This is a genomic window from uncultured Bradyrhizobium sp., assembly GCF_947648125.1.
In the GTDB taxonomy this organism is placed as follows: Bacteria; Pseudomonadota; Alphaproteobacteria; order Rhizobiales; family Xanthobacteraceae; genus Bradyrhizobium.
The window spans coordinates 1-13027 of sequence record NZ_CANSMR010000049.1 but is presented as its reverse complement, the minus strand read 5'-3'; the positions used below and the strand labels follow the sequence as shown (position 1 = coordinate 13027).

The window sequence follows — 13027 nt, the reverse complement described above, 5'->3', positions numbered from 1 at the left end:
GGAGATGGCGCGGAAGATTCCAAAACAGCGCGAAATGAGACGGATCGTTGGGAAATGATTCCAACAATGAGCTCAGTGGGCAGATTCTATCCTAAGCCGATCCGTCAGGCGACGAATGCGCAATATTGGGTTCATTCTTTTCGCGCACCACGAGATAGATGCGCTCTTCCAGCGCATCGATGATGCGATCCAACTCCTGTTCCAAATGCCACCTCGCTATTTCCATTCTTTCGCAGCGAGACAGCCGGTCCCACTGCGTCTCTGATCCCGCGGACAAACACAAACCCCTCGTGTCCTGAATCTTTGTCGATAAATGCCGCAGCGGATTGACTCAGAGCCGTCCGGAATAGCTCGCGACCAGCTTCACGAGATCGGCCTGTCGCTTCGTAGCGGTCTTTTCATAGATGCGATGCAGATGGGTCTTGACGGTTTGATCGGAAATGCCGAGCACCGGGGCGACTTCGGGCACGCCGCCGATCTCGACGATCGCAAACAAGACCCGAACCTCCGCTGGCGTCAGCCTGAACTCGTCGGCGATAGCCTCTGGCGGTGACAGCAAATCCAGCGCGGCCTTGCGGACGAACACAGCCGCCGCTGCCGAGTAGGAAACTCCGGCCTTGCGGCGCGCGCCCGAGGTCAAGGGCAGTACGTGAGCGACGTAGCGCTCGCCGGTGCGCGCGGTCAGCGGCATCGCGATCCCCTTCTTTCCGACGGCTGCATCGCCCGCCTGGGCCGCCGCGAATATTTCTAGGAGATGCCGGTTGCCCTCGGGATCAAGCGCTGCAATCCGGCCGCGGTTGGAACGCAGCACATTGGCCTCGGCGATCAGGCGATGGGCGCTGGCATTGGCATGGATGATGCGGCCGGTCGAATCGACGATGAACATGCTCGAAGCGAGTTCGTCGAGACTGTCCGCCAGCGCCGCTGCCTCGACGCGATGGAGATCGATTACCTTGCCAATCAGCATGGCGCGCCGGACGTGCGGCGTAATCAGTTCGAACCGTTGGCGCATGCGGTCGTCGACCTGGCCCTGCCCGGCGTCACGCATGGCGGTGAACAGCGCGCAGCCCGTCACGCCCTTTTCCAGGTTCGAAAACAAGCCGTCGGTCAGGTTTTGCGGCAACAGCCATTCGCGAAAGAAGCGCGTCCGAACAAACTCCTCGCAGGAAATCACGTCGGGGACGGCGACCGGCTGCTCCACTTCGAAAAAGACGACGCCCGGAAAGATCGGGTTGATCTTGCCGTACCTCTCCAGATAGAGCTTGAAATAGTGCGGCGCATCGGACTCGCGGCCCCACCAGAACAGCGCGTCCGTTGCCCTGCTGACCGAGTCCTGCGAATGCAGGCTGGCGGAGGCCGCGCCGATATAGCCGCAGATGCTTTCAAACGCGCTCGGCCACAGCGCCGGGTCGAGCGAAGCATCGTAGATGTCGCCGATGACCCGCGACAGTTCGTCAGCTTCATGCATGTCGGTGGCTCCAGCCTGCTGAGCCGACCCCAGCATCGTAGCACGTCCGGGGAGCCGGCAGCCACACCTCAATCGATCGGGTGACGCGGCGATCGCACCGATCCGGCAAGTTACGACCGTCGGGTAACCCGCATAACACCAGCGACTGGCAGGGCCGAGTTCCGACACGGACGGGAGCACAGGGCCCTGTCGGGCAACCCAACTGGCCCGTGAGATCAGGAGAGGATCATGCGTGACGAAGCCAAGATCAAGTTGCGTGAGAGCCTGCGCGGTACAGTCATCGAGCGTGGCGAGGCCAACTACGACGAAGCCCGTGCGCTCTATAATGGCATGATCGACAAGCGGCCATTGCTGATCGCCCGCTGCGCCGATGTCGCCGACGTCATCGCTGCGGTGACCTTCGGCCGCGACAATGACCTGCCAATCGCGATCCGCGGCGGTGGCCACAATGGGCCTGGCCTCGCCAGCGTCGATGACGGGCTGGTCATCGACCTCTCAGCCATGAAGGGCGTCCGCGTCGACCCGGTTACGCGCCAAGCGCGGGTCGGTGCCGGATGCACCCAGGGCGACGTCGACCATGCCACGCACGCGTTCGGCCTTGCGGTGCCGGCCGGCATCATCTCGACGACCGGGATCGCCGGCCTGACCCTGAGCGGTGGCCACGGCTATCTCACCCGCAAATACGGCCTCACCATCGACAATCTGGTCGAGGCCGACGTCGTGCTCGCCGATGGCAGCTTCGTCGTCGCCAGCAAGGACAACAACCCCGATCTGTTCTGGGCGCTGCGCGGCGGCGGCGGCAATTTCGGCGTCGTCACCTCCTTTGTGTTCCAGCTCCACCCCGTCAACACGGTGTTTGCCGGGCCGATCGCCTGGGACCAGAAGCAGGCGCGCACCATCATGCAGCGCTATCGCGACTTCCTGCCGGCAGCACCGGAGGAACTCGGCATTTTCCTCGGGCTCAAGACGGTTCTGTCCAGTCCGCCGTTTCCGGAAGAGCATTGGGGAAAGCCCATCTGCCTCCTGATGTGCTGCTACGACGGCCCGGAGGATGCGGCCAAGAAGGCTCTGGCACCATTGCTCGACGCATTGCCGGCACCGTGGCTAAACTGGATGGGGACGATGCCGTATCCGGCGGTGCAGAGCATGTTCGACGGGCTCTACCCCAAGGGCATGCAGTGGTATTGGCGTGGCGATTTCGTCAAGACGCTGCCGGACGCCGCGATCGACATCCATCTCGAGCAGGCCGCGCAAACGCCAAGCGAATTGTCGCTCATGCATCTCTACCCGATCAACGGCGCGGTGCATCGCGTCGGCAACGGCGAGACCGCCTGGAATTGCCGCGATGCGACCTGGTCGATGGTAATCGCCGGCATCGATCCGAATCCGCAAAAGGCGGGGCCGCTCACCCGATGGACCAAGGCCTATTGGGAAGCGGTTCACCCGTTCGACCTCGGCGGCGCCTACCCGAATTTCATGATGGATGATGAGGGCGACGCCCGCCTCAAGGCAACCTACGGGTCCAACTATGCGCGACTGGCGGCGGTGAAGCGCAAATATGACTCCGCCAATCTGTTCCGGGTCAACCAGAACATCAGGCCTGCCGCCTGATGCAGCGGCCCGCGATATTGCGAAGGTGATGGCTTCGCGAAGGTGACCCAACAAAAAACGCGGCGCCGAGGCGCCGCGTTTCCGAATGTCTTGATCGAGCGAACCGTCAGCCTGCGACCTTGGTCGCCGGGACGTCGCGCTGGCGCTTCATCACGATCTTGTTCAGCGCGCCGAGATAGGCCTTTGCGGAGGCAACCAGCGTGTCCGGATCGGCGGCACGCGCGATGTTGTCGACGTCGATGGAGGCAAGCGGCATGGGCGGCGTCCCCGGGAAAGACCGCAGGGTAGCGCTGGAGATGGCGGTGAAGATTCCAAAGCGGTGCGGGATCCGGCGGATTATTGGGAAATGATTCCAAGAATTGAACAAAAAGACGAATTCGAATCCAATGCGCGAAACGCAGGGCAGGTCGCGAAGCGTAACCCGCTGTCTTCGGTCTGCGCGACAGGCGGCGGGTTACGGACTCGCCCTGCAAACTATCGAGCCTCTCCCCGCGCATGAAGCGCCAAACGCGCCGCTTCCAACGCGCCGATGATGCGATCCAACTCCTCTGCTCCGAATACGACCTCGATATCTCCGTTCTTTCGCAGCGAGACGGCCAGTCCGACTGCGGCTCCGGTCACGCGGACAAGCACAACCCCCTCGTCTCCGGAGTCTTTGTCGACAAAGCTGATCGGAGGAACGTTCACGATGCACTCCATGCGGTTCGAGGCAGAACTGTACGGCGGTTAGCGAAACGTAACCCGCCGTCTTCGGTGCGCGCAACAAGTGGCGGGTTTACGGCTGCGCCTAACCCGCTCTACGAACTTTACCCAAACGAAAAACGCGGCGCCAAGGCGCCGCGTTTTCCGAATGCTTTGATCGAGCGAACCGTCAGCCCGCGACCTTGGTCGCCGGGACGTCGCGCTGGCGCTTCATCACGATCTTGTTCAGCGCGCCGAGATAGGCCTTGGCGGACGCGACCAGCGTGTCCGGATCGGCGGCACGCGCGGTCATCGAACGGCCTTCGTGGGCGAGACGCACCGAGACTTCGGCCTGCGCGTCGGTGCCTTCGGTCACCGCGTGGACCTGGTACAGCTCCAGCTTGGCTTCGTGCGGCACCAGACGCTTGATGCAGTTGAAGACGGCATCGACCGGGCCGTTGCCCTCGGCTTCCTCGATCTTGATCTGGCCGTCGACGTCGAGCTTCATGGTCGCGCGCTGCGGACCATGGGTGCCGGCGATCACGGTCAGCGAGGTCAGCTTGATGCGGTCGTGCGCGGCGGCCATCTCCTGGTCGACCAGCGCCTCGATGTCCTCGTCGTAGATATCCTTCTTGCGGTCGGCCAGCGCCTTCATCCGCGTAAAGGCATCTTCCAGCTGGTTGGCGCCGAGCTTGTAGCCCATCTCCTCCAGCTTGTGGACGAAGGCGTGCCGGCCGGAATGCTTGCCGAGCACCAGCGAGGACTGCTTCAGGCCGACCATCTCGGGCCGCATGATCTCGTAGGTCGAGGCGTCCTTCAGCACGCCATCCTGATGGATGCCGCTCTCATGGGCGAACGCGTTGCGGCCGACGATCGCCTTGTTGTACTGCACCGGGAACGAGGTGGCGGCCGACACTACCTTCGAAGCGCGGGTCAGCTGCGTGGTGTCGATCTTGTTCCAGTACGGAAACTTGTCGTTCCGCACATTGATCGCCATCACGATCTCTTCCAGCGCGGCATTGCCGGCGCGCTCGCCGATGCCGTTGACGGTGCATTCGACCTGTCGCGCGCCGCCGACGATGCCGGCCAGCGAATTCGCGACCGCCATGCCGAGGTCGTTGTGGCAGTGCACCGAGAAGATCGCCTTGTCGGAGTTCGGCACCCGCTCGATCAGCGTCCGCATGAAGTGGGTGTATTCCTCCGGCACGGTGTAGCCGACGGTGTCGGGGATGTTCACCGTGGTGGCGCCGGCCTTGATCACGGCCTCGACGATCCGGCACAGATAGTCCATCTCGCTGCGGGTGCCGTCCTCGGCCGACCATTCGACGTCGTCGATCTGGTTGCGGGCGCGGGCGACCATCGCGACCGAGGTCTCGATGACTTCCTCGGGGGTCTTGTTCAACTTGACGCGCATATGCAGCGGCGAGGTCGCGATCACGGTGTGGACGCGGCCGCGGCGAGCGAACTTGACGGCTTCGGCGCAGCGGTCGATGTCGGCCGGGTGGGCGCGGGAGAGGCCCGCGATGACCGAGTTCTTGGAGCGGCGGGCGATCTCGCTGACCGCCTGGAAGTCGCCTTCCGAGGTGATCGGGAAGCCCGCCTCGATGACGTCGACGCCCATATCGTCCAGCAACTCGGCGACCTCGAGCTTCTCCTCGAAGGTCATGGTAGCGCCGGGGCACTGCTCGCCGTCGCGCAAGGTGGTGTCGAAAATGATGACGCGGTCCTTGTCGGACTTGTTCGCGGTGGCCATGTCAGAAATTCCTTTAAGCTTTTGCGCCCGTCATGTTGCTCCTTGAGCAATTACTTGGGCGATATCAGGGTCCGGTGATCTCGTACAAACCCCTGAGTGCCCAGGCGCAAACGCCCAGCCGGCCCTCAGGGGCAGGTAAGAAGCAGGCCGCCAATAAGCAGGGTGGGCCGTGCGGCCGGGATCGTGGCGGTAGCCTGGGCCACCTCCCCCGAAATCCCATCAATTTGGCCGCGAATCAGCATTGCCAGACCCTGTTGAGCGCCGAAATCCTCGGGCAAAACCGTTGACGGTTGGTTGCCGGGAGCGCTTGGACGCCGCCGTTCTAGACGATTATGGCGAGCCGCCGCAATGGGTAAAGATGGTCAGTGGGGTTGACCTATCGTACCCGCATGGCTCTGCCTGTCCCGTCCCCTCACCTCCGCCCGCGCGAGGACGCGCGCAGGCTCGACGGCGAGCGGCCGTAGAGGTCGGCGAAGGCGGCGTTGAAACGGCGGACGCTGCCGAAGCCGGCACGGAAGGCGATCTCGGTCATCGCATCGTCGGTGGTGTCGATCAGGCGCTTGGCGCGCTGCACGCGGCGGGTGGTCGCCACCTGCTGCGGGCTGGCGCCGACGTGGCGCTCGAACAGCCGCCCGAGGTGGCGCGAGGTGATGCCGAGCCGGTCGGCCAACGCGGCAACCGAGCCGCGCTCGAGCGCGCCGCCATCGATCAGCTTCAGCGCGCGCGCAACCGTGGAGCGGGTGCCGTTCCACGCCGGACAGAACGGCGCGGTTTCGGGACGGCAGCGCAGGCATGGCCGATAGCCCGCCGCCTCGGCCGCGGCGGCCGTCGGGTAGTAGCTAACGTTGCGCGGCAATGGATGCTTCACCGGACAGACCGGGCGGCAATAGATCCGGGTGGTCTTCACCGCGGTGAAGAAGCGGCCGTCATAGTGCGCGTCGCGCCGCAGCCGCGCAGCGTTGCAGACCTCGAAGCTGAGCATGACCTGAGACTACCGCATCGCGCGATCGGGGAAAGGGGCCGGCGGTGATGGGGTCCGATTCCGGCCAGCACGGCTCGCAACGCTGGCCTAGATCGAGCCGATCGATCACCCCTGGAGACATCGCAATGACCACCCCGACCGCCAAGGAAACCGTCCTCAATGCCTGGCAGACGTTCAGGACCCGCGACGCCAACCTGATCGCTGCATTGTTCGCACCGGATGCCGAATGGATCGCGCCGGTGCGCAATGCCACGGCGGTTGCGCTCGATCACACCGATCACATGATCGGCGCGGATGCGATCGCCCGCTTCATCTCGACCGAGATGCACCGCCTGTTCACCGAGATCGATATCGCGTTCCGCGCCGTTCATGCCGACGGCGACAGCGTGATCGTCGAGGAGCGCATGCGCGCGACACTGCCGGACGGCCGGCGCTACGACAATGACTACTGCTTCGTGTTCGTGGTCGAGGCGGGCCGCATCAAGCAGGTGCGGGAATACATGGATACGCGCAAGGGCTGGCAGATGGTGTTTGGAGAAAAAGCGGTGTGAGGACGGCCATTGCCGACTGGTGAGGGACGCGCCGCCGAAAGGGCTCCCTCCCCCCTTTCGTTCCTGACATGGACAATCGACGCCGGGACAAACCCGGCATGGCACGCCCGCAGCGAAACCTTTCCTACACCATGACTCCGTGCGTGGCAGCGGCGACAGCCGCGGCGCGTATGCGGCCCGGTAAATCAATCTTTGCTCAACTGGTTGCATCTAGTGTGCCGGCGGCGACCGGGTGTTAAGGGCGCGTCCTTTGTTGGTTAAGGAGATATCGGGATCATGCCCACGACGAACCTGGCCGATGGGCCCAATCAGCGCCAAGCCGGCTTCAATCTCTTCCTGGTCGGATTCCTGATTCTGTTCCTCGAACTCGCCTGCATCCGCTGGTTCTCGGCCAAGGTCGTGTTCCTGCAATTCTTCACCAATATCGTGCTGCTCGCGGCCTTCCTCGGCATGTCCTGCGGCTGCCTTGCCGCGCGGCGGACCACCAACTGGCTTGCGCTGTTTCCGGGGCTCGCCCTCGTGACCTTCGCTGCCGTGGTCACGATCATGATGCTGTATTCCAACTGGGGCCAGTTCGCGGTCGACGTCGGCCATCAGGCCTCGCCGCAGGAAGTGTTTTTCGGCACCGAGTATCGCAACCCTGATCTCGCCAAGTTCGTCGTGCCGATCGAGGCGATCGCCGGGCTGTTCTTCGTGCTGATCGCGCTGATGTTCGTCGGCCTCGGCCAGACGCTCGGCCGCGCCTTCGACGCCTACCCCAACCGCGTCGCCGGCTATTCGCTCAATATCGGCGGCAGCCTCGCGGGCATCGTCGGGTTCTCGCTGCTGTCGTTCGCGCAGGCGCCGCCGGTGGTCTGGTTCGGGATCAGCTGCGCCGGCATCGTCTACCTGCTCTACCAGGACAAGGCGCTGTCGCTCCTGCGCCTTGCAACGATCATCGTCGTGGTGGGATTTACCGCCTACTACACCGATCGCTCCGGCAGCCATGACATCCGCTGGTCGCCCTATTACGCCGTCGACCTCAACAAATCGAACGGCGTGATCACCGTCAACAGCATCGGCCATCAGGAAATGATGCCGTTCAGCGAACGCGGCTCGTCCTATTCGCTGATCCATCTGCTGCAGAAACACAGCGGCGGCGCGCCGTTCAAGGACGTCATGATCATCGGCGCCGGCTCCGGCAACGACCTGGCGCACGCATTGCGCTTCGGCGTCGAGCGCATCGATGCGGTCGAGATCGATCCCGTGATCCAGAACATCGGCATCCACAACCATCCCGACAAGCCCTATCAGGATCCGAGGGTGGTGCCGCATCTCGACGACGGCCGGCATTTCCTGCGCACCACCGAACGCAAATACGATCTGGTGGTGTATGCGCTCGTCGACTCGCTGATCCTGCACAGCGGCTACGCCAACATCCGTCTCGAAAGCTATCTGTTCACCGAACAGGCGTTCCAGGACGTCCGCCGCGTGCTGAAGCAGGACGGCGTCTTCGTGATGTACAACTACTATCGCCAGGGCTGGATCGTGCAGCGGGTCGCCGAGATGGCGAAGCAGGTGTTCGGCTGCGATCCGCTGGTGCTGCCGCTGCCCTACAAGGAAACGCTGACCTCGTCCGAAGCGGTCGGCTTCACCACCATCATCGCGGGCTGCAATCCGCGCATCTCCACCGCATTCCGCGACCGCGGCCAGTTCTGGCTGAACAGCATTCCGCCGGAAAACCTGGCGGTCGACGGCTTCGAGAAGCCACAGGACAAGGCTGCCGCCCAGCACGGCGACTGGGTGCCGCTGGCGCCGGCGAAGCTGGTGGTCGACAATGAAGGCGCCAAGCAATCGACCAGCGACGACTGGCCGTTCCTCTATGTCAGCGGCCGGCTGATCCCCGATCTGACCGTTCGCTCGATGATCCTGCTCGGCGTGCTCGGGCTTGGCCTCGTCTATCTGTTCAAGCCGAAGGGCGCCTGGCGGCCGAACAACCGGATGTTCTTCCTCGGCGCGGCCTTCATGCTGCTCGAGACCAAGGCAGTCGTGCAGATGGCGCTGTTATTCGGCAGCACCTGGCTGGTCAACTCGGCGGTGTTCTTCACCGCGCTGCTATTGATCCTCGCCGCCAATTTGTACGTGATCAAGGTGCCGTCCACCCGGCTGGCGCGGCACTATGCCGGGCTGCTGGCGCTGCTGGCGGTCTCGGTGCTGGTGCCGCTCGACACGTTCCTCAGCGGCGGCATCGTCTGGCGCTACGTGATCCCGTGCGCGCTGGCGCTCGGCCCGATGTTCTTCGCCGGCGTGATCTTCGCCCGCTCGTTCCGCGACGAAGCCAATCCCGACCAGGCGTTCGGATCCAACATCGCGGGATCTGTGATCGGCGGCCTCGCCGAGTCCTGCTCGACCCTGCTCGGCTTCCGCTATCTCCTGATCGTCGCGATCGGCTTCTATCTGCTGTCCGCCTGGATGCCGTCGCGGAAGGGCTAGCGAGGGCTGGTGCGGTTGATGCCGCACGGGAGTGAGGGACACACCTAGGGTTCCCTCACCCCGTCGCAGGGGCATATTGCCAAAATATCGAAAACAACCCCATGCACAGTAGCCGGCGGCTGCCGGCGTTCGACATGGCAGCTTGACACGTCGGGCAAATCAGTCATATTTTCCATTATTCCGAAATCGCGCAGACGCTCCGAGGCCATGGCATATCGGAAAGCCGCTTCCCTGCGGCCATCCGTCGCGACGCCCGCTGTTGAGTCCGCGGCTCCTCCAACACGTCGTCCCTGCCTGGCGCGCAATTGCGCACGGGAGCAGGGAGCCATACGCCGCGGCGGACCTTGTCGCAGGACTCGTCGTTCGAGCATCGGCCAACAATTGGCGGTTGTGGTTATGGGTCCCTGCTTTCGCAGGGACGACGGTGAGGATGGTTCCCGATCGCAGTTGGCCACGAGTGAAGGGAAACCGCCCCGCCACTTTTGCGCAGCCTACTTCTTCGCGGGCGCCTTCTTTTCGGCTGCGCCGCCCTTGCCTTCGGCTTCCAGCGCCGCGCGGACGCGCTTGAATTCGCTGAGGTCCGCCTTGTCGACCTCGGGGAATTTCAGCTCGAGCTTGTCGAGCGCGTTGACGATGGTCGAACCGATCACGACGCGGGCGAACCATTTGTGGTCGGAGGGCACGATGTGCCAGGGCGCGTCTCCGGTCGCGGTGTGGTGGATCATGTCCTGGTAGGCTGCCTGGTACTTGGCCCACAGTGCGCGCTCGGTGACGTCGGCCATCGAAAACTTCCAGTTCTTGGCCGGCTCCTCGAGCCGGTCGAGAAAGCGCCGGCGCTGCTCCTCCTTGGAAACGTGCAGGAAGAATTTCAGGATCATGGTGCCGTTGCGCGACAGATAGCGCTCGATCGCGGAGATGTCCTCGAAGCGTTCGCGCCAGATGTCCTTGGTCACTAGCCGTTTCGGCAGCTTCTGCTTGCCGAGTACCTCGGGATGCACCCGCACCACCAGGCACTCCTCGTAATAGGAGCGGTTGAAGATGCCGATGTGGCCGCGCTCCGGCAGCGCGATCATGGCGCGCCACATGAAATCGTGGTCGAGCTCCTTGGTCGAGGGCTGCTTGAATGAGGAGACCTCGCAGCCCTGCGGGTTGACCCCCTCGAACACGCTCTTGATCGCACTGTCCTTGCCGGCGGCATCCATGCCCTGGAAGATCAGCAGCAGCGACCAGCGGTCCTGGGCGTAGAGCTTCTCCTGGAAGTCGTTGAGCCGCTTGCGGTTGACCTCGATGATCTTGCCGCCGGCGTCCTTGTCGATGCCGCCCTTCTCGGCGGTCGGGTACGACTTCAGGTGAAATTCACCCGAGCCGTCGAAGCGGAACGGCGCGACGTAGGGCTTCAGTTCATCGGCGAGCGATGGGGACGGTTTGCTGCTCATGGCCTCTCGACGGCTTGCGTGGCGATTTGATCCGGTCGATCACGCTACCAAGAATGCCCTTGGGCAGGAAGATGATGAAAAGCACCAGCAGCACGCCATAGACCAGATTGTCCCAGCCGACCGCCCTGGTGCCGAACGAGATGCGCAGCACCTCGGCCAGCACGATGGTGATGACGGCGCCAACCGTTGGTCCCAGCGCGACATAGACGCCGCCGACGATCGCCGCGAACACCATCTGCAGGGAAACCGCGATGCCGCTCACGGTGTCGGGCGAGATGAACATCTGGTACTGGCAATAGAGCGCGCCGGACAGCGCCGTCATCAACGCGCTGATCAAGGTGATCTTCAGCTTCTCGGCGGTGACGTTGACGCCGGCCGCGGCCGCCGCATCTTCATCCTCCGAGATCGCCTCCATGGCATGGCGGATCATGCTGCGGTCGATCGCGCGCCAGATCACGAGGCCTGCGACCCAGACCGCGAGCGCAATCAGATACCAGGTGATCTTGTCGTCGAATTGCAGCGCGAACAGCCCCTCGCCGCTCGGGGCGCGCTGCGGCGTGTAGCCCAGCGATCCGCCGGTATAGTCGCGGGTCGCGGTGATGACCTGCAGCACGATGCCCGACAGCGCCAGGGTCACCAGCACGAAATAATGCCCGGTGATGCGGAAGCGGAAGCAGGGATAGGCGACGACGAGCGCGAGCACACCCGCGGTCGCCATGCTGAGGGGAATACCGATCCAGGGCGAGACGCCGAGGTGATTCCACAGCAGCGCGGTGACATAGGCGCCGATCCCCATGAAGCCGCCATGGCCGAGCGAGACCAGGCCGAAGCGGCCCATGATCGACCACGAGGTATAGGCGAACGACCAGATCAAAATCAGCACCAGCACGTGCAGGTGATAGGGGTCGCGATGCACGAAGGGCAGCGCGACGAGCGCGAGCAGCGCGATGATCCAGCCGGCGGCCTGTCTGTTCACGAGCGCCTCGCCAAGAGGCCCGCGGGCCGGATGAACATCATGACGATGAAGAAGGCGAACGCCAGCACGTAGCCCCATTCGAGATCGGAGAACAGGCCGCCGAGCGAGATGATCTCGGCGAACACGAACGCCGCGATGAAGCCGCCGATGAAATTGCCGAGGCCGCCGAGCACGCAGATCAGGAAGGTGATCGGTCCGAACGACAGGCCGACAAACGGATGCACGTCATATTGCAGCACCAGGAGGCAGGCGGCGAGCCCGGCCAGCCCGCCGCCGATCGCCGAGGTCACGAGATAGATGCGCTTGGGGTCGACGCCCATCAGCGGCATGATCTGGCGGTCCTGCGCGATGGCGCGGATCGCCGTGCCGGTGAAGGTGCGGGTCAGGAACAGATAGACGCCGATCATGCCGACCAGCGCCGCGCCGAACGACAATAGTCGCGCGTAGCTGAAATTCATCTCGCCGAGCGCGAGCACCGGCAGGCGGATGCCGAGATTGCGGAAGTCGATGCCGAAGGCGACGGTGGCGAAACTCTGCAGGATGAACAGCACGCCGCCGGTGGCGAGCAGCTGGTTGATCGGTGGCGCCGTCAACAGCGGCGCGATGACGAAGAAATGTAGCGCGGCGCCGAGCAGCGCCACCAGGAGAATGACGAGCGGCGCGGCCGCCCAGTACGGCAAATGAAAGACCTGCACGAGATAGTACATGCCGTACATGCCGATCATCACGAGCTCGGCGTAGCAGATCCAGGTGACGTCGATGACGCCGAAGATCAGGTTGAGCCCGAGCGCCAACAGTGCCAGCACGCCGCCGAGCAGGATGCCGTTGATCACGGCCTCCAGCAGGTAGATGTCGAAGATGTCGAGGAAAGATTGCATCGCTGCCGCCTTTCTTACCTCTCCCGCTTGCGGGGGTCGAGACGAGCAAAGCTCGCTCTTAGGTCGGCGCGCGGAAGCGCGCCGGGTGGGGGCTCTCTCCGCAATTCGACTCGTGGAGACACCCCCACCCCGGCCCTCCCCCGCAAGCGGGAGAGGGAGTAAAGCGTGCTCGCGGTAATCGTCCCGACCAAATCAATCATCCTATACCCCGAGATACGC

Annotated in this window: 11 protein-coding genes; 3 read left to right on the top strand and 8 right to left on the bottom strand. The window is 63.7% G+C overall.

Annotated elements, in window-relative coordinates:
- Positions 1–331: 331 nt before the first annotated feature.
- The gene (locus Q0030_RS39010; RefSeq protein WP_298380005.1) at positions 332–1468 is read right to left on the bottom strand and encodes a helix-turn-helix transcriptional regulator; all 1137 of its coding nucleotides are present in this window, start codon (positions 1466–1468) and stop codon (positions 332–334) included.
- A gap of 228 nt (positions 1469–1696) precedes the next feature.
- Between Q0030_RS39010 and Q0030_RS39005 the strand changes: the two genes are divergently transcribed.
- Positions 1697–3079, top strand: coding sequence for an FAD-binding oxidoreductase (locus Q0030_RS39005; RefSeq protein WP_298380002.1), 1383 nt, complete (start codon positions 1697–1699; stop codon positions 3077–3079).
- 106 nt (positions 3080–3185) lie between these two features.
- Here the strand turns inward: Q0030_RS39005 and Q0030_RS39000 are convergent, their stop codons facing one another.
- From Q0030_RS39000 to Q0030_RS38985, 4 genes are all read right to left on the bottom strand, one after another.
- Entirely contained in the window at positions 3186–3335 is a 150-nt protein-coding gene (locus tag Q0030_RS39000; protein WP_298379999.1) for a hypothetical protein, read from the bottom strand.
- A 218-nt stretch (positions 3336–3553) separates the two neighbouring features.
- Entirely contained in the window at positions 3554–3766 is a 213-nt protein-coding gene (locus Q0030_RS38995) for a hypothetical protein (RefSeq protein WP_298379996.1), read from the bottom strand.
- A 184-nt stretch (positions 3767–3950) separates the two neighbouring features.
- Entirely contained in the window at positions 3951–5513 is a 1563-nt protein-coding gene (locus Q0030_RS38990; protein ID WP_298379993.1) for a 2-isopropylmalate synthase, read from the bottom strand.
- A gap of 412 nt (positions 5514–5925) precedes the next feature.
- Positions 5926–6495, bottom strand: a complete 570-nt coding sequence (locus Q0030_RS38985) for an Ada metal-binding domain-containing protein (RefSeq protein ID WP_298379991.1) — start codon at positions 6493–6495, stop codon at positions 5926–5928.
- Between the two features lie 125 nt (positions 6496–6620).
- On the opposite strand from Q0030_RS38985, the gene Q0030_RS38980 reads away from it, so the two are divergent.
- Positions 6621–7046, top strand: coding sequence for a nuclear transport factor 2 family protein (locus Q0030_RS38980; protein WP_298379988.1), 426 nt, complete (start codon positions 6621–6623; stop codon positions 7044–7046).
- A 276-nt stretch (positions 7047–7322) separates the two neighbouring features.
- A complete protein-coding gene (locus Q0030_RS38975) occupies positions 7323–9518 on the top strand; it encodes a hypothetical protein (protein WP_298379985.1) in 2196 nt (731 codons plus the stop codon).
- 491 nt (positions 9519–10009) lie between these two features.
- Here the strand turns inward: Q0030_RS38975 and Q0030_RS38970 are convergent, their stop codons facing one another.
- Genes Q0030_RS38970 through Q0030_RS38960 form a run of 3 tightly spaced genes read right to left on the bottom strand, consistent with a single transcriptional unit; the run spans position 10010 to position 12808 of the window.
- Entirely contained in the window at positions 10010–10954 is a 945-nt protein-coding gene (locus tag Q0030_RS38970) for a polyphosphate kinase 2 family protein (protein ID WP_298379983.1), read from the bottom strand.
- Positions 10920–11930, bottom strand: a complete 1011-nt coding sequence (locus tag Q0030_RS38965) for a branched-chain amino acid ABC transporter permease (protein WP_298379980.1) — start codon at positions 11928–11930, stop codon at positions 10920–10922. Before Q0030_RS38965 ends, Q0030_RS38970 begins: the two co-directional genes overlap by 35 nt.
- Positions 11927–12808 carry a branched-chain amino acid ABC transporter permease gene (locus Q0030_RS38960; RefSeq protein WP_298379977.1) on the bottom strand — a complete coding sequence of 294 codons (882 nt, stop codon included), beginning with the start codon at positions 12806–12808 and terminating at the stop codon, positions 11927–11929. Before Q0030_RS38960 ends, Q0030_RS38965 begins: the two co-directional genes overlap by 4 nt.
- Positions 12809–13027 lie beyond the last annotated feature (219 nt).